This is a genomic window from Pseudacidovorax sp. (genome assembly GCF_017991995.1).
Lineage (GTDB): Bacteria > Pseudomonadota > Gammaproteobacteria > Burkholderiales > Burkholderiaceae_C > Xenophilus.
Genome location: NZ_JAGOPN010000006.1, coordinates 81,861 through 98,349 on the forward strand (window position 1 = coordinate 81,861; position 16,489 = coordinate 98,349).

At 70.6% G+C, this 16,489-nt stretch carries 15 protein-coding genes; 5 read left to right on the forward strand and 10 right to left on the reverse strand.

Annotation, left to right across the window (positions count from 1 at the left end):
• Positions 1–21: 21 nt before the first annotated feature.
• On the reverse strand, positions 22–2,646 hold the full coding sequence (gene alaS, locus KBC94_RS09995) for an alanine--tRNA ligase (RefSeq protein WP_294369439.1): 2,625 nt from the start codon (positions 2,644–2,646) through the stop codon (positions 22–24).
• Positions 2,647–2,745: 99 nt separating this feature from the next.
• Positions 2,746–3,291: a 2'-5' RNA ligase family protein gene (locus KBC94_RS10000; protein ID WP_294369444.1), complete on the reverse strand. Its 546-nt coding sequence runs from the start codon at positions 3,289–3,291 to the stop codon at positions 2,746–2,748.
• A 226-nt stretch (positions 3,292–3,517) separates the two neighbouring features.
• On the opposite strand from KBC94_RS10000, the gene KBC94_RS10005 reads away from it, so the two are divergent.
• The 4 genes from KBC94_RS10005 (at position 3,518) to KBC94_RS10020 (ending at position 6,380) form a co-directional block, all read left to right on the forward strand.
• The gene (locus KBC94_RS10005) at positions 3,518–4,342 is read left to right on the forward strand and encodes a ferritin-like domain-containing protein (RefSeq protein ID WP_294369447.1); all 825 of its coding nucleotides are present in this window, start codon (positions 3,518–3,520) and stop codon (positions 4,340–4,342) included.
• Between the two features lie 44 nt (positions 4,343–4,386).
• Positions 4,387–5,034: an endonuclease III gene (gene nth / locus KBC94_RS10010; RefSeq protein ID WP_294369450.1), complete on the forward strand. Its 648-nt coding sequence runs from the start codon at positions 4,387–4,389 to the stop codon at positions 5,032–5,034.
• 72 nt (positions 5,035–5,106) lie between these two features.
• Positions 5,107–5,862: an alpha/beta hydrolase gene (locus tag KBC94_RS10015; protein WP_294369452.1), complete on the forward strand. Its 756-nt coding sequence runs from the start codon at positions 5,107–5,109 to the stop codon at positions 5,860–5,862.
• Complete coding sequence (locus KBC94_RS10020) at positions 5,859–6,380, forward strand: nucleoside deaminase (RefSeq protein ID WP_294369454.1); 522 nt, start codon at positions 5,859–5,861, stop codon at positions 6,378–6,380. The genes KBC94_RS10015 and KBC94_RS10020 overlap by 4 nt, the downstream gene beginning before the upstream one ends.
• Positions 6,381–6,389: 9 nt before the next feature.
• Here KBC94_RS10020 and KBC94_RS10025 read toward each other — a convergent pair whose 3' ends face one another.
• From KBC94_RS10025 to KBC94_RS10040, 4 genes are all read right to left on the reverse strand, one after another.
• Entirely contained in the window at positions 6,390–6,977 is a 588-nt protein-coding gene (locus tag KBC94_RS10025) for a histidine phosphatase family protein (protein ID WP_294369456.1), read from the reverse strand.
• A complete protein-coding gene (gene cobS / locus KBC94_RS10030; RefSeq protein WP_294369458.1) occupies positions 6,962–7,759 on the reverse strand; it encodes an adenosylcobinamide-GDP ribazoletransferase in 798 nt (265 codons plus the stop codon). Before cobS ends, KBC94_RS10025 begins: the two co-directional genes overlap by 16 nt.
• A 7-nt stretch (positions 7,760–7,766) precedes the next feature.
• The gene (gene cobT, locus KBC94_RS10035) at positions 7,767–8,834 is read right to left on the reverse strand and encodes a nicotinate-nucleotide--dimethylbenzimidazole phosphoribosyltransferase (RefSeq protein ID WP_294369459.1); all 1,068 of its coding nucleotides are present in this window, start codon (positions 8,832–8,834) and stop codon (positions 7,767–7,769) included.
• A 98-nt stretch (positions 8,835–8,932) separates the two neighbouring features.
• A complete protein-coding gene (locus tag KBC94_RS10040) occupies positions 8,933–10,399 on the reverse strand; it encodes a cobyric acid synthase (protein ID WP_294369882.1) in 1,467 nt (488 codons plus the stop codon).
• A gap of 183 nt (positions 10,400–10,582) precedes the next feature.
• Here KBC94_RS10040 and KBC94_RS10045 point away from each other — a divergent pair, with 183 nt between their 5' ends.
• Positions 10,583–11,566 (forward strand): threo-3-hydroxy-L-aspartate ammonia-lyase, encoded by a 984-nt coding sequence (locus tag KBC94_RS10045; RefSeq protein WP_294369461.1) that lies wholly within the window; start codon positions 10,583–10,585, stop codon positions 11,564–11,566.
• 210 nt (positions 11,567–11,776) lie between these two features.
• Here KBC94_RS10045 and cydX read toward each other — a convergent pair whose 3' ends face one another.
• From cydX to cydC, 4 genes are read right to left on the reverse strand one after another with little or no spacing between them, the layout of a single operon-like run.
• Complete coding sequence (cydX, locus tag KBC94_RS10050) at positions 11,777–11,902, reverse strand: cytochrome bd-I oxidase subunit CydX (protein WP_114804163.1); 126 nt, start codon at positions 11,900–11,902, stop codon at positions 11,777–11,779.
• Between the two features lie 43 nt (positions 11,903–11,945).
• Complete coding sequence (cydB, locus tag KBC94_RS10055; protein ID WP_294369465.1) at positions 11,946–13,100, reverse strand: cytochrome d ubiquinol oxidase subunit II; 1,155 nt, start codon at positions 13,098–13,100, stop codon at positions 11,946–11,948.
• Positions 13,101–13,119: 19 nt separating this feature from the next.
• Entirely contained in the window at positions 13,120–14,709 is a 1,590-nt protein-coding gene (locus KBC94_RS10060; protein WP_294369470.1) for a cytochrome ubiquinol oxidase subunit I, read from the reverse strand.
• Between the two features lie 54 nt (positions 14,710–14,763).
• The gene (gene cydC / locus KBC94_RS10065) at positions 14,764–16,476 is read right to left on the reverse strand and encodes a thiol reductant ABC exporter subunit CydC (RefSeq protein ID WP_294369471.1); all 1,713 of its coding nucleotides are present in this window, start codon (positions 16,474–16,476) and stop codon (positions 14,764–14,766) included.
• Between the last annotated feature and the right edge of the window lie 13 nt (positions 16,477–16,489).

The window sequence follows — 16,489 nt, forward strand, 5'->3', positions numbered from 1 at the left end:
AACGAGCAATGCGGCGGCTGATCAGACCCGCTCGGCCACCCAGCCCTGCACCGAGCCCAGGGCCTTCGGCACGGCCGCGGCATCGGTGCCGCCGGCCATGGCCATGTCCGGCTTGCCGCCGCCCTTGCCGCCCACCTGCTGGGCGACGAAGTTGACCAGCTCGCCGGCCTTGGCCTTGGCCGTGAGGTCGGCCGTGACGCCCGCGGCGATCTGCACCTTGGCACCGTCGACTGCGGCCAGCACCACGATGGCGCTCTTGAGCTTGTTCTTGAGCTGGTCCATGGTGTCGCGCAGCGTCTTGGCATCGGCGCCGTCGAGCTTGGCCGCCAGCACCTTCACGCCCTTGACGTCGATGGCCGAGCCGGCCAGTTCGTCGCCCTGGCTGGAGGCCAGCTTGCCCTTGAGCGCCCCGATCTCCTTCTCCAGCGCACGCACCTGATCGAGCACCTGTGCCAGGCGCGGCTGCACCTCGGTGGCGGGTGTCTTGAGCGTGGCGGCCACGCTCTGCACGGTGCCTTCCAGGCCCTGCAGGTAGGCCAGCGCGTTCAGGCCGGTGACGGCCTCGACGCGGCGCACGCCGGCGGCCACGCCCGATTCGCTGACGATCTTGAACAGGCCGATGTCGCCGGTGCGCTGCACGTGCGTGCCGCCGCACAGCTCGCGGCTGCTGCCGATGTCCAGCACGCGGACGGTCTCGCCGTACTTCTCGCCGAACAGCATCATGGCGCCGGTCTTCTGGGCTTCTTCCAGCGGCAGCACGCGGGCCTGGGTGGCGGCATTGGCCAGCACCTCGGCGTTGACGCGCTGCTCGATCTCGGCGATCTGCACCGCGGTCACGGGCGCGTTGTGGGCGAAGTCGAAGCGGGTCTTGTCGGCGTCGACCAGCGAGCCCTTCTGCTGCACATGCGTGCCCAGCACCTCGCGCAGGGCCTTGTGCATCAGGTGGGTGACGCTGTGGTTGCGGGCCGTCGAAGCACGGCGCTCGCCGTCGACGGCGGCCGTGACGGCATCGCCCACCTTGAGCGTGCCTTGCGTCTGCATGCCGTGGTGGCCGAAGACGTCGGCCTTGATCTTCTGCGTGTCCTGCACGCCGAAGACCACGCCCTCGGCCGTGATCAGGCCCTGGTCGCCGACCTGGCCGCCGCTTTCGGCATAGAAGGGCGTGGTGTCGAGCACCACGATGCCGGCCTGGCCCTGGGCCAGCTGCTGCACGGCAGCGCCTTCGTGGTAGAGCGCGACCACCTTGGCGGCCTCCTGCAGGTGCTCGTAGCCGGTGAAGACGTTGCCAGCGCCGCCGTACTCGACCGCGCGCTCCATCTTGAACTTGCCGGCGGCGCGGCCGGCGGCCTTCTGGCGCTCCATGGCGGCATCGAAGCCGGCCTCGTCGACCGTGACGTCGCGCTCGCGGCAGACGTCCTGCGTCAGGTCGAGCGGGAAGCCGTAGGTGTCGTGCAGCTTGAAGGCGACCTCGCCCGGCAGGGTCTTCTGGCCGCCGGCCAGGGCTGTGTCCAGGATGTCCATGCCGTTGGCCAGCGTCTCGTAGAAGCGCTCTTCTTCGGCCTTGAGCGTGTCGGTGATGTGCTGGGCCTGAGCCTGCAGGCGCGGATAGGCGGCGCCCATCAGCGCAACCAGGTCGGCCACCAGCTTGTGGAAGAAGGGCTTCTTCTGGCCCAGCTTGTAGCCGTGCCGGATCGCGCGGCGGATGATGCGGCGCTGCACGTAGCCGCGGCCTTCGTTGCTGGGCACCACGCCGTCGCTCACCAGGAAGGAGGTGGCGCGGATGTGGTCGGCGATGACCTTGAGCGAAGGATTGGCCAGGTCGGTGCAGCCGGTCTCGCGCGCGGCGGCCTTGATCAGCGCGTCGAAGATATCGATCTCGTAATTGCTGTGCACGTGCTGCAGGATGGCCGCCAGGCGCTCCAGGCCCATGCCGGTGTCCACGCAGGGCGCGGGCAGCTTGACCACGCTGCCGTCTTCCTTCATGTCGAACTGCATGAACACGTGGTTCCAGATCTCGATGAAACGGTCGCCGTCTTCCTCGGGGCTGCCCGGGGGGCCGCCGGGGATGTGCGCGCCGTGGTCGTAGAAGATCTCCGAGCAGGGACCGCAGGGGCCGGTGTCGGCCATCATCCAGAAGTTGTCGGACTTGTACTTGCCGCCCTTGTTGTCGCCGATGCGGATCACGCGCTCGGGCGGCAGGCCGATCTCCTTGGTCCAGATGTCGTAGGCCTCGTCGTCGTCGATGTAGACGGTGGCCAGCAGCTTCTCGGCGGGCAGCTTGAAGACCTGCGTCAGCAGCTCCCAGCCCCACTTGAGCGACTCGCGCTTGAAGTAGTCGCCGAAGCTCCAGTTGCCCAGCATCTCGAAGAAGGTGTGGTGGCGGGCGGTGTAGCCCACGTTCTCGAGGTCGTTGTGCTTGCCGCCGGCACGCAGGCAGGCCTGCACCGACGCGGCGCGCACGTAGGGCCGCTTGTCCTCGCCCAGGAACACGTCCTTGAACTGCACCATGCCCGAGTTGGTGAACATCAGCGTCGGGTCGTTGCCCGGCACCAGCGGGCTGGACGCGACCACGGTGTGGCCCTTGGATTCGAAGAAGTCGAGGAAGGTCTTGCGGATGTCCGCAACCGTGAAGGTGGGCTGGCTCATGTGGTGTGGTCGCTCTGTACCGCGGTGCGCCGCGGCTTGGGGGCGCCTGATGCAGGCCCCGATGGCCGGCCCAAGTGCCTGATTTCGCAGAACATTCGATTATAGGTTTGGGGGGGTGGCCGACCCGCCCCGCAAGGGATAGCGCGCCAGCACCTCGTGGTGTACCGGATGCGGTGGCAGCCAGGAGCGCACGAGCAGGAATTCGTCCACCGCCCAGTCGATGACATCGCCCTGGGGCGCGGCGGCCTCCCAGGCGCGGCGCGCCAGCGTGACGTGGGGTGTCCAGGGCGGCGGCGGGGGTGCCCAGGGGCGCAGCACCTGCGCGATGCGGGCATGCAGATCCACCAAGGCGGGATTCGCCTCGGCCAGCAGCACGGCGACGCCGTTGTGCGTCCAGACGCGGGCCCCACCGAGATGCAGGTGCAGGTGCGAGCCGTCCACGCCGGCCAGCGCCTGCCGGATGCCCGGGATCGCCGTATCCGGCTGCGGACCGAGCACCGCCATCGTCAGGTGCAGCCGGTGCGCCTTCGGCCGCTTGGCTGGCTTGGGCCAGTACCACCGCGCCCGGTGGCCGTCCAGCGCCTTCTGGACCGCCGGGCCGGGCATGAGGAAGACGTAGAGGACGGGCGGACGGAGGTCGGTCATTGGACGAATGTGGGCCTTGCCCGCGGAACGGATCTCCCGGCGAAAGCCGGTCGGAGGCTCAGGGCGCCGGCGGTCATCATGCGGTCAGCTGAATGGCATGCGAATTGGGGCATCATCCAGCACGGCTCGGACGGTTCGTGACGATTTCCTACTGAATGGAAACAGTAAAAGCCCTAGTGTGTCGGCTTGCCGGCACGGCATCCGCCGAAGCCCGCAAGGAGAACCCATGCTGGATGTGCACACCAAACCGCACTGGACCCTGGACGACCTCGACTTCTCGCGCATTGACATCGACAAGGCGCGCGGCGACGACACCCTCTTCTACCTGGCCTGCTCCGCCTCCTTCATCGAGAGCGGCTCCGACCTCTACACCCGCAACCTGATCGACTATTTCGAGGGCGACGACGAGGTGGCCGGCTGGCTGCGCAGCCAGTGGGAGCCCGAAGAGCTGCAGCACGGCAGTGCGCTGCGCGCCTATGTCGAGCACGTGTGGCCGGACTTCGACTGGCAGCCTGCCTACGACGCCTTCCTGGCCGAATACGCCACCTACTGCAAAGTGGAGCTGCTGGCCCCCACGCGCGGCCTGGAGATGTCGGCCCGCTGCGTGGTCGAGACCGGCACCGCCACCTACTACAAGGCGCTGGCGCGCTTCACGCGCGAGCCGGTCTTCCACGACTTGGCCACGCGCATCGCGGCCGACGAGGTCAACCACTACAAGCACTTCTACCGCTACTACCGGCGCTACCGGGCGCAGGAACGGCTGGGCCGCATGCGCGTGTTCGGCACCGTGGCCCGCCGCACGCTGGAGCTCAAGAGCGAGGATGCCGACTGCGCCATCCGCCACATCGCACCCGCCCGCGCGCCGGCCCAGGGCCATGATCCGCAGTACCTGCGCAAGGTCAGCCAGGACCTGAACCGCGTGATCCGCACGAATCTCGAAGTCGGCCCCACCCTCAAGATGCTGATGCGTCCGCTGGAGCTGCCACCCCGCGTGCAGGCGGCCATGCAGGTGCCGGTGGCCCAGTTCATGCAGAAGGTCTTCCTGCGCTGACCCTGCGCCCGAGCCGCGGGGCGGCGCCCCATAATCGCCGCCCCATGAAAGTCGCCGACATCGGTCCCTTCTTCGCCACGCTCCAGGCCGCCAACCCGGCGCCCGCCACCGAGCTGGAATACACCACCCCCTTCGAGCTGCTGGCCGCCGTGCTGCTGTCGGCCCAGGCCACCGACGTCGGCGTCAACAAGGCCACGCGCAAGCTCTATCCCGTGGCCAACACGCCGCAGGCCATCCTGGACCTGGGCCTCGAAGGCCTGGAGGGCTACATCAAGACCATCGGCCTGTACCGCAGCAAGGCCCGCCACCTGATGGAGACCTGCCGCATGCTGGTGGAGCAGCACGGCGGCGAGGTGCCGCGCAGCCGCGAGGCGCTGGAGGCCCTGCCCGGCGTGGGCCGCAAGACGGCCAACGTGGTGCTCAACGTGGCCTTCGGCGAACCCACCATCGCGGTGGACACGCACATCTTCCGCGTCAGCAACCGCACCGGCCTGGCGCCGGGCAAGACGCCGCTGGCGGTGGAACTCAAGCTGGGCAAGCGCGTGCCGGTCGAATACCGCCTGCATGCCCACCACTGGCTGATCCTGCACGGCCGCTACGTCTGCGTGGCGCGCAAGCCGCGCTGCTGGGAATGCGCTGTGGCGGCCTACTGCGACTTCAAGCCGAAGACGCCGGCACCCGCCACGAAGTAGCCCGGGCGCCTTTCTCAACCAGCTGATCCACACAGCCACGTCCACCCGCCCTTTCACCCGACGACCGCCGCCATGACCCGCCACATCGTCCTCATCCACGGCGCCTGGCAAGGCGCCTGGGCCTTCGACGCCTGGCTGCCGCTGCTGCGCGAACGCGGCTGGCAGCCGCATGCAGTGGACCTGCCGGGCAACGGCTGGCCGCCGCTTGGCGATGCGCCCGCCAGCCTCGACACCTACACCGCCCATGTGGCGGGCGTGATCGACGCCCTGGGCGAGCCGGCCGTGGTGCTGGGCCACAGTGGTGGCGGCATCACCGCCTCGCAGGTGGCCGAGGTGCTGCCCCAGCGCGTGGCCGCCCTGGTCTACCTGGCCGGGATGATGTTGCCTTCCGGCATGGGCTTCGGGGAACTGGTGCGGCAGGTGCAGGCCGAACAGCCCGGCCGCGACTTCTCGGGCATCGGGCCCTGGCTGCGATGGAACGCCGACCGCAGCGCCAGCCGCGTGGCCGCCGAAGGCGCGCTGCGCTGCTTCGTCCACGACTGCGAGCCCGCTGCCGCCGCACAGGCCGCGGCGCTGCTGCGTCCGCAGCCCGAAAGCGGACGCGCCATGCTCAACCGGCTGAGCGCCGACCGCTTCGGCCGCGTGCCGCGCTTCTATGTGGAATGCCTGGACGACCAGTCCGTCTATCACCCGCTGCAGGCGCGCATGCAGCAGCTCAGCCCCGGTGCCCGCCGCCTCACCCTGCCCTGCGGCCATGTGCCGCAGCTGGCCGCCCCGCAGGCCCTGACCGACCTGCTGATCCCCGAACTCGAAGCCCTGCTGCCATGACCGACACCACGCCGACGACCTATCCGCCTCAGGGCCTCGCGCCCACGCACGAACAGATCCTGCGCCACCTGCGCCGCTCCAACGACGTCGCGCGCCGCGCCATGGCGCTGGGCCACCATCCCTTCGGCGCGATCCTGGTCGGCCCGGACCAGGAGACGGTGCTGCTGGAGCAATGCAACATCGACACGGTCAACCATGCCGAGTCGACGCTGGCGCGCGTGGCGGCCACCAACTTCACGCCGGAGTTCCTGTGGAGCTGCACGCTCTACACCGCCGTGGAACCCTGCTGCATGTGCGCCGGTACCGCCTATTGGGCCAACATCGGCCGCCTGGTGTTCGGCATGACCGAGCACCAGCTGCTCGAGGCCACGGGCGACCATGCCGAGAACCCGACGATGAGCGTGCCTTCGCGCTATGTCTTCGACCATTGCCAGAAGCCGGTCGAGCTGATCGGGCCGGTGCCGGAGATCGCGGACGAGACGGTGGCGATGCAAAAGGCGTTCTGGGCGAAGCGCTGACTGAAAGGCTCAAGGCGCTGCCAACGGCGAGCATCGGCCGAACTCCACCGGCGTGGACGGCCAGTCCGCGGCAATGGCGATGCGCCGCCGGCCCTGGCTCAGCAGCTCGACAGCGCGGATCACGCCGGCATGGGTGATCCAGAGTTCTGGCCGGCGCGCCTGATGCCATTCGTCCCAGGCGCCGCCGATGCGGTCCAGGAAGCGGTGCACGCTCTCGCCATGCAGCCCGGGTGGCGTCTCGCCGAAGTCCCCGGTCCACGTCTCCATGGCGTCACGGCCGATGTCCGACCACAGACGGCCCTCCCAGGCGCCGAAGTCCATCTCGGCCAGGCGTGGGTCGGTGCTCGGCATCAGGTCCGGACGCAGCGCATGGAGCGCAAGCGCCAGGTCCTGGCAGCGACGGGCGGGCGAGCAGCGCAATGCCATACCCTGCGGCAGCAGCCGCGCCGCCTGCGCCGCGGCCTCCTGCGTGGCCACCGGGTCGGCCTCGACCTCGGTGATGCCGTAGCACAGCCCCGGCGCCACCAGCACGCGCGCATGCCGCATCAGCCACAGCGCGGGCAGCGCGCCCTCCGCACGGTTCACCACGGCCGCCATGCCAGCGCCAGGTAGATCGCCAGCTCGCACAGCTGCTGCGTGGCGCCCAGGCCGTCGCCCGTGAAGCCGCCGAGCCGGCGCCGCAGCAGGCGGAACATCCACGCCGCCGCGGCTGCGCCCAACAGCAGCGCTGCAAGCCCGTGCAGCAGACCCTGGGCCGCGAGCAGCAACAGCGCCGCAGGCACGGACCAGGCCAAGCCCACCCCCAGCGCCCCGGCCGGCAAGGCATCGGCCAGCGGCTTGGACTTGGAGGTCGCGCTGTCGCCCACATGCGGCAGGCCCCGGATGAGGATGAGGGGCGCCAGCCGCGACAGCACGTGTGCGGCGAGCAACGACGCCACCGCCGCCGCCGCGCCCTGCTCCGCCAGCGTGGCGAGCAGGGCCGTCTTGAGGCCCAGTGCCAGCACCAGCGCCAGCGCGCCGAAGCTGCCGATGCGCGAGTCCTTCATGATCTCCAGCGCGCGCTCGCGCTGCGCCGAACCACCGAGCCCATCGGCCGTGTCGGCCAGGCCGTCCTCGTGGAAGCCGCCGGTCGCCCAGACCGTCACGGCCGTGGCCAGCACGGCGGCAGCCAGGGCGCCCATGGGTCCGCGCAGGCCGGCCAGACCCAGCGCAAACACCATGGCCGCGATCAATCCGACCACCCAGCCGATGCCTGGAAAGTGCGCGGCGCTGGCCCGCAGCATCTGCGGGCTGTAGCCCACCCAGGCCGCCAGCCGGCCCGTGACCGGGATGCGGGTGAAGAACTGCAGCGCGAGCAGGAAGTGCCGCACGCCGTTCATCGCGACCTCATTCCGACTGGCGCGACACGCCGGCCGACTCGAAGCTGGCCATCTCGCCCAGGATGCGGCAGGCCGATTCGAGCAGCGGCCAGGCCAGCGCGGCGCCGGAGCCCTCGCCCAGGCGCAGGCCCAGGTCCAGCAAGGGCTGCAGCCCCAGTGCCTGCAGCAGGCACGCATGTCCCGGCTCGGCCGAGCCATGGGCGGCGACACAGCGCTGCACCACCTGCGGCCGCAGACCCTGCGCCACCAGCACGGCGGCGCTGGCGATGAAGCCATCGACCACGATCACCCGCCGCTCCTCGGCCGCCTGAAGCACGGCGCCCACCAGCGTCGCGATCTCGAAGCCGCCGAAGGCGCACAGCGCCGCCAGCGGCCCCTGCGCATCCGCATGCCGCGCCAGCACTTGGCGCAGCACGGTGCGCTTGCGGGCCAGTCCGGCGGCATCGAGGCCGGTGCCGGGGCCGGTGCAGGCATCGATGTCCGCGCCCGTCAGGCGAGACAGCAGCAGTGCCGCGGCCGAACTGTTGCCGATGCCCATCTCGCCCAGCAGCAGCGCATTGCCGGGCAGCCCGCGCACCACCTCGCGGCCGTTGGCGATGGCCTGCGCGCATTGCTCCGGCGCCATGGCTGGGCCCTGCGATGCATCGGCCGTGCCGGCACCGACGCGGCGCGAGAGCAGGCCCGGCGCAGGCTCGAAGGGCTGGCGCACGCCGCAGTCCACGACGGTGAGCGCCAGCCCGTGCTGGCGTGCCAGGACGCTGACGGCCGCACCGCCAGCCAGGAAGTTGTGGACCATTTGCCAGGTCACGTCGGCCGGATAGGCCGACACGCCCTGCTGCGCCAGGCCATGGTCCGCAGCGCAGACCAGCACCTGGGGCTGTGTCAGTGTGGGCGTGGCGCTGCCGAGGATCAGGCCCAGGCGCAATGCCAGGACCTCCAGCCGGCCCAGGGCGCCCAGGGGCTTGGTCTTGTTGTCGATGGCAGCCTGCAGGCGCTCGGCCAGTGCGGCGTCGTGCAGGTCGGCAACGGGGGGCAGGTCGAGGTCCTGCAGCAAGGAGTCTGGTGAGAAGGTCATTTCAGTTTCAAGGGCGACGGCCGGGGGCACCAGCCGCCGCAGGCGCCTCTGTCAGTGTCCGTCAGGGGCGCTGAGCGCCGCCAAGTCCCGCCGCCGGGTCACGGGTCGATCAGCCCGGCCAGCACGCCGGGCGCGAAGTGTCGGTCGATGTAGTCGGCCAGGCCGTCGAAGGTGGCATCGAGCGTGGGCACCTGCGCGCCGAACAGCGCGCGCACCGCGCCCGCATCCTCGAACAGGCCGTGCAGGTAGAGGCCCAGCACGTTGCCCGCGGTGTTCTGCCAGCCCAGGCCATCGGGCAGCACCGGCTGACCCTGGGACGCCAGTTGCGGATGCACGCCGGTCTGGCCGTGGTGGATCTCGTAGCCCGCCAGCGGCACCTGGGCAAGCGCGGACCAGGGGCCGGTCACGGCCTCGAAACAGGTGCGGCGAAGGCGCACGGTCTTCTCCCGTGCGAACACGGTCACCAGCGGCAGCAGCCCCAGGCCGGGCGCGTTTCCGTCGATGCCATGCGGATCGACCAGCGCCTCGCCCAGCATCTGCAGGCCGCCGCAGATGCCCAGCACCCGCCCGCCCGCCGCGGCGTGCGCGGCGATGGCGCGGTCCAGGCCCTGGGCCCGCAGCCAGGCCAGGTCGCTGGCGGTGGCCTTGGAGCCCGGCAGCACGATCCAGTCGACGCCCGCCAGCGCCTCGGGCGTGCGCGCCCAGACGAGCCGCAGGCCCGGCACCTTCTTGAGCGGCTGGAATTCGTCGAGGTTGCTGATGCGCGGATAGGCGACCACGGCGACCGTGAGACCGCCGGGTGCACGGTCGCCGCTCGGCCGGTCGTCGAACACGCCGTCTTCCTCCGGCAGCCCGTGCTGCCACCACATGGGCAGCGTGGCGACGGTGGGCACGCCGGTGAGGCCCTGCAACTGCTCGGGGCCGGGTGCCAGCAGCGACGCGTCGCCGCGGAAGCGATTGAGCACGAAGCCGGTCAGACGGGTACGGTCGGCCTCCGGCATCAGCGCCCAGGTGCCGTAGAGATGCGCGAAGGCGCCGCCGCGGTCGATGTCGGTCACCAGCAGGCAGCGCGCATCGGCATGGCGGGCCATGCGCAGGTTGACGATGTCGCTGGCCATCAGGTTGATCTCGGCCGGCGAGCCGGCGCCTTCGAGCACCACCACGTCATGGTCGGCCGCCAGGCTGTCGAAGGCCTCGGCGATGCGCGGCCACACGGCGGCGCTGCGTTCGCGCCAGGGCGTGCGGGTCAGCACCTCGTGCACCTCGCCCATCAGGATCACCTGGCTGGCGGTGTCGCGCTCGGGCTTGAGCAGCAGCGGGTTCATGCGCACGTCCGGCACGGCACGCGCGGCCAGGGCCTGGAAATACTGGGCACTGCCGATCTCGCCGCCGTGGTCCGCGTCATGGCGGGCCGGCACCACGCGGGCGTTGTTGCTCATGTTCTGCGCCTTGAAGGGCGCCACCCGCAAGCCCTGCCGCGCATACCAGCGGCACAGCGCAGTGGCCAGCCAGCTCTTGCCGGCACCGCTGGTGGTGCCGAGGACCATGACGCAGCGCGCGCCCATCAGCGGCCTGGGCGCCATGCGCTGGGACGGATCGGCAAATGGAGGCAGCAGGCGCAGGGCATCGAAAAATCATAGCCGCCGCGGCATGGGCGATCCGGCCGGCGGGGCAGTCGGCCTGTTCTGCTGCAGTGCCCTTCGATCTGTTCCGGCTCCTGCGCGGTCCGGCGTGGCATGCTCCGGTGCATGACCGAGCTGACCCTCCCCACCTACGACGATGTGGCCGCTGCGGCCGCGCGCATCGACGGCCATGCCCACCGCACGCCCGTGATGCGCTCGCGCACCGCGGACGCCGAACTCGGCGCCCAGGTCTTCTTCAAGTGCGAGAACCTGCAGCGCATGGGCGCGTTCAAGTTCCGGGGTGCCTTCAACGCGCTGTCGAAGCTGGACGCCGCGCAGCGCCGCGCCGGCGTCGCGGCCTTCTCTTCGGGCAACCACGCGCAGGCCGTGGCGCTGGCCGCGCGCGAGCTGGGCATGCCGGCCGCCATCCTGATGCCCGAGGATGCGCCGGCCGCCAAGATCGCCGCCACCCGCGGCTACGGCGGCGAGGTCATCACCTACGACCGCTACACGCAGGACCGCGAGCAGCTGGCCCGCGGCCTGGCCGAGCAACGCGGCATGACGCTGATTCCGCCCTACGACCACCCGGACGTGCTCGCCGGCCAGGGCACGGCCGTCAAGGAGCTGATCGAGGACACGGGCCCGCTCGATGCGCTCTTCGTCTGCCTGGGCGGCGGCGGGCTGCTGTCGGGCTCGGCGCTGGCGGCGCGGGCGCTGTCATCCCAATGCAAGGTGTACGGCGTGGAGCCCGAGGCCGGCAACGATGGCCAGCAGTCGCTGCGCACCGGCCGCATCGTGCACATCGACACGCCCCGCACCATCGCCGACGGCGCGCAGACGCAGCACCTGGGCGCCTACACCTTCGCCATCATCCGCCGCGACGTCGACGACATCCTCACCGCCACCGACGCGCAGCTGGTCGAGGCCATGCGCTTCTTCTTCACGCGCATGAAGCTGGTGGTCGAACCCACCGGCTGCCTGGGCTTCGCGGCAGCACGGGCCATGAAGGACTCGCTGCGCGGCCAGCGCGTGGGCGTGATCCTGAGCGGCGGCAATGTGGACATGGCGCGCTTCAGCGCATTGATGGCGGAACCGGCCGGCACCCGCTGAGCCGCGCGGCAGGCAACAGGACTTCTGTTTTTCACGGCCCTTTGCGTGACCCACGCCGCATGAAACCGGCACGGCTACAAGAATCCAATGGCCGCGGAGCAGGCCACGCAAGTGCACCCGCGGAACTGGCTTTGCTAGGCCGCGGGGTGCGCCCCCCTCCAAGCCGAAGGCGCCAGAGAGGGGGGAGCCGCGAAGCGGCATGGGGGGTGTCTACTTCGGCGGGTCCAGCTTGTCATGGCGGATCGCATCGTCTTCCATCAGCTCGAACCACATCGCGTTGAGCACGGCGAAGGCCGCCGCGAGCGGCAGGCCGAGGAGCCAGGAGAAATACCACATGGTGTTGTTCCTTCGTGTTTGTAGATAAGCAGTGCAGGCACGCTCAGTAGGCGTGGCCGCGCTCCTCGCGGATCGCATCGGGATCGACCTTGCCGCGCATGACCGAGAACACCCAGCTGGTATAGGCCAGGATGATCGGCATGAAGACCAGCGTGCAGACGAGCATGATGAAGAGGGTGAGGTGGCTGGACGAGGCGTCCCACACGGTCAGGCTGGCCCGCGGGTCCAGCGACGAGGGCAGCAGGAAGGGAAACATCGACACGCCCACGCTGACGATCACGCCCGCAATGGCGAGGCCGCTGGCCAGCAGCGCCGACAATTCGCGCCGAGCCATGAAGCACAGGGCCGCAAGCAGCGCGCCCGCCACGCCCAGGGCCGGCACCAGCCACAGCGCCGGATGCGCCGCGTAGTTGGCGAACCAAGCGCCCTGCCCCACCGCCACCGTCTTGAGCAGCGGTGCCGAAGGGCCAACCGGGTTGATGGGGCTCGTGATCTCGTAGCCGCCCACGAAGCGCGCCAGCAGCAGGCCGGCCACCCCATACAACACAGCCGTCAGCGGCGCGGCCACGATGCCGATGCGGCGTGCCCGCTCGGCCACGGCGCCGCCCGTCTTCAGCTGCAGCCAGGCCGCGCCGTGCATGGCCAGCATGGCCACCGACAGCACACCGGCCAGCAGCGCATAGGGGTTGAGCAGGCCGAGGAAGCTGCCCTCGTAGAAGATGCGCATGTCGTCGCTGAAGCGGAAGGGCACACCCTGCAGCACATTGCCCAGCGCCACGCCGAAGATCAGCGCTGGCACGAAGCCACCGACGAAGAGCGCCCAGTCCCAGCGCGAGCGCCAGGCCGGGTCTTCCTTCTTGCTGCGGAACTTGAAGCCCACGGGCCGAAGGATCAGCGCCACCAGCGTGGCGAACATCGCCAGGTAGAAGCCCGAGAAGGAGACGGCATAGATGTGCGGCCAGGCGGCGAAGATGGCGCCACCGCCCAGGATCAGCCAGACCTGGTTGCCCTCCCACACCGGGCCGATGCTGTTGATGACGACGCGGCGCTCGGTGTCGTCGCGGCCGACGAAGGGCAGCAGCATGGCACTGCCCAGGTCGAAGCCGTCGGTGAGCGCGAAGCCCACCAGCAGCACGCCCAGCAGAGCCCACCAGATGAGGCGCAGGACGTCGTAGGAAATCAGTTCGTGAAGGATCATGATGCAGCTCCTGCGGTGATCAGCGCACCAGCGCCAGTTCGGGGGCGGCCTCGGCGCGCAGTGCGGCGGGCGGCGGCACGGGATGCTCCTGCGGCCCCTTGCGGATGGCCTGGAGCATCAGCTTCATCTCGATGACCAGCAGCACGCTGTAGATGGCCACGAAGCCCAGCAGCGTGGCCAGCACGGTGCCGGCGCCCAGGTTGGAGACGGCCACGCCCGTGGGCAGCACCCCTTCGATGATCCAGGGCTGGCGGCCGAACTCGGCCACGAACCAGCCGCATTCCGCGGCGATCCAGGGCAGCGGGATGGCCCACACCGCCACCTTCAGCAACCAGGGATGCGCCTCCAGCCGGCGACGCGCCGACAGCCAGAAGAAGGCCGCCGTGAGCACGATGAAGAACAGGCCCAGCGCGACCATGACGCGGAAGGTCCAGTACAGCGGCGCGACCTGCGGCACGGTGTCCCAGGCGGCCTTGGCGATCTGCTCGGGCGTGGCCTGGCGCGGATCGTCCACATAGCGCTTGAGCAGCAGCGCATAGCCCAGCTGCCGGCCGTTCGCCTCGAAGGCCGCCTTGGCTTCGGGCGGCACGGTGCCGCTGGCGCCGGCGGCGCGGATCTTCTGCAACGCGTCGTAGGCCACCACGCCCTCGCGGATGTTGACCTCGGCGCGCTTGACCAGGTCGTCGATGCCGGGGATTTCGGTGTCGAGCGAGCGCGTGCCGATCAGGCCCATGACCCAGGGAATGTGCACGGCGAAGTGCGTCTCGCGCGCCGCCTGGTCGGGGAAGCCGAAGGCGGTGAAGGCGGCGGGCGCGGGCTCGGTCTTCCACATGGCCTCGATGGCGGCCAGCTTCATCTTCTGGTGCTCGGTGGAGAGGTAGCCGCTCTCGTCGCCCAGCACCACCACCGACAAGGAGGCGGCCAGGCCGAAGGAGGCCGCGACGGTCATCGAGCGCTTGGCCAGGTGCACATGCCGGCCCTTCAGCAGGTACCAGGCCGAGATGCCCAGCACGAAGAGCGCCGCCACCACGTAGGCGGCCGAGACCGTGTGCACGAACTTGGCCTGCGCCACCGGGTTGGTCAGCACGGCGAAGAAGTCGGTCACCTCCATGCGCATGGTCTGCGGGTTGAACTGCGCGCCCACCGGGTTCTGCATCCAGCCGTTGGCGATCAGGATCCATAGCGCCGACAGGTTGGAGCCCAGCGCCACGCACCAGGTCACGATCAGGTGCTTGAGCTTGGACAGCCGCTCCCAGCCGAAGAAGAACAGGCCGACGAAGGTGGCTTCGAGGAAGAAGGCCATCAGCCCCTCGATGGCCAGCGGCGCGCCGAACACGTCGCCCACGTAGTGGCTGTAGTAGCTCCAGTTCATGCCGAACTGGAACTCCATGACGATGCCGGTGGCCACGCCCATGGCGAAGTTGATGCCGAAGAGCAGGCCCCAGAACTTGGTCATGTCGCGCCAGAGGGTGCGGCCGGTCATGACGTAGACGGTCTCCATGATCGCGATCAGGATCGCGAGCCCGATGGTCAGGGGAACGAAGAGAAAGTGGTAGAGGGCCGTGACTGCGAACTGCAATCGTGAGAGGCCGACGATGTCGAGGTCCATGGTGAGACTCCTTCTGAAATGCTTGGCGTCGGAATGCGGGGAATGGCGATGGCCTCAGTCGTCGCGCAATGCGGCGAGGGCGGCGTCGAAGGCGGGTGTGCCGCGCCGCAGGTCGGCGCGCAACGCGCCGGCCTCGATGCAGAGCAGGCGGTCGGCGAGCCGCGCCTCGCGACGCAGATGGGTGGCGATGAGCAGCGTGCGGCCCTGCGCGCGCGCGTCCAGGCGGCGCAGAACCTCGCGGGCGGTGACGGCGTCGAGCGCCTCGGTCGGCTCGTCGAGCAGCCACAGCGGCGCGTCCTGCAGCAGCAGGCGGGCCAGCGACAGGCGGCGCATCTGGCCGCCCGACAGGCCCAGCCCGCCTTCGCCCAGGGAAGTGTCCAGGCCTTCGCGCAGGCGGGCGACATCCGCCTGCAGGCCGGCGTCGGCGAGCGCCGCGCTCAACTGCGCGTCGGTGGCGTGGGGTGCGGCAAGCGTGAGGTTGTCGCGCAGGCTGTCGCGGAAGAGCTCGGGCCGCTGGGTCATCCAGGTGGCGCGCGGTGCCTGGACCTGGCCGGCGACCGGCGCGCGTTCACCCGCCACCAGCGCGAGCAGCGTGGACTTACCGGCGCCACTGGGCCCGATGACTGCCACGCGCTCGCCGGACTGGATGTGCAGCGACGACAGTTGCAGGACGGGGCGTGCCCCGCCGTCTCGGCGCACCACGATCCCTTCGAGATGGATGCCGCCGTCGGCCGCGGCGCCAGGGCGGACCTGCGGCGCATCGCCCGACGGTGCGGACTCGGCCGCCGCCACGGCCGGCGCCAGCCGCCGGGCCGCCAGCCAGGTGCGGCCCGACTCCAGCGCGCCGCGGCGCAGCGCCGCCATCGGCTCGCCTGCGGCCAGCGCCATGAGCATCAGCAGCGCCGCGGCCGGCGCGCCGATGCGGCCCTGCTCCACCAGCCAGGCGGTCGCCAGCAGCACGCCCACCAGCGTGGCCGTGTGCATCAGTCCGTGCGCGAAGCTGGCCCGCGCTTCCAGCCCGGCCATGCGCAGGTCGGTGGCGGCCAGGCGCCTGTCGGCCTCGGCCAGCGCTTCGCACTGGGCCGTCAGCCTACCGGCCATGGCCAGTTCGGTCTGCCCCGCCACGAGGTCGACGGCACGGGCGCGCAGGCGCTCCAGCGCCAGAGCCCGGCGCACCGCCACGGGGCGGGCCCGGCGCGCGACCACCCATGCACTGCCCCAACCTGCCACCAGCAGCCAGGCGGCCAGGGCCAGGCCCAGCCGCAAGTCGTGCAAGCCGGCCACGACACCGGCCATCGCCGCCGCTGCCAGGCTGACGGCAAGCGGCACGGCCATGCGCAGGTAGAGGGCGTCGAGCGCATCGATGTCGGCCGTCAGACGCTGCAGCAGCCGCGCGGGACGCAGCAGCAGGCGTTGGGCCGCCTCGGGTTGCGCCCAGCCGCGCAGCAGACGCTCGCGCAGGCCGGCCAGCACGCCGAGCGTGGCGTCGTGCGTGACGAGCCGCTCGGCATAGCGCGCGCCGGTGCGGCCCAGGGCCAGCAGCCGGATGCCCGCCGAGGGCATGAAGACGTCGAACACCAGCGCCGTCGTCAGTTGCAAGCCGGCCAGCGCCGTCGCCGTGATGAACCAGCCCGACAGGCCCAGCAGGCCGATGCCGGCGAGGCTGGTGAGCACGGCCAGCCCGGCGCCCAGCCACAGCGCCCCGCGCCGCTGGCCGATGAAATGGCGGCGCAAAACCTGGAGATCGTGGGTGGCAGAACGGGTCATGGCGTGGGCTCCT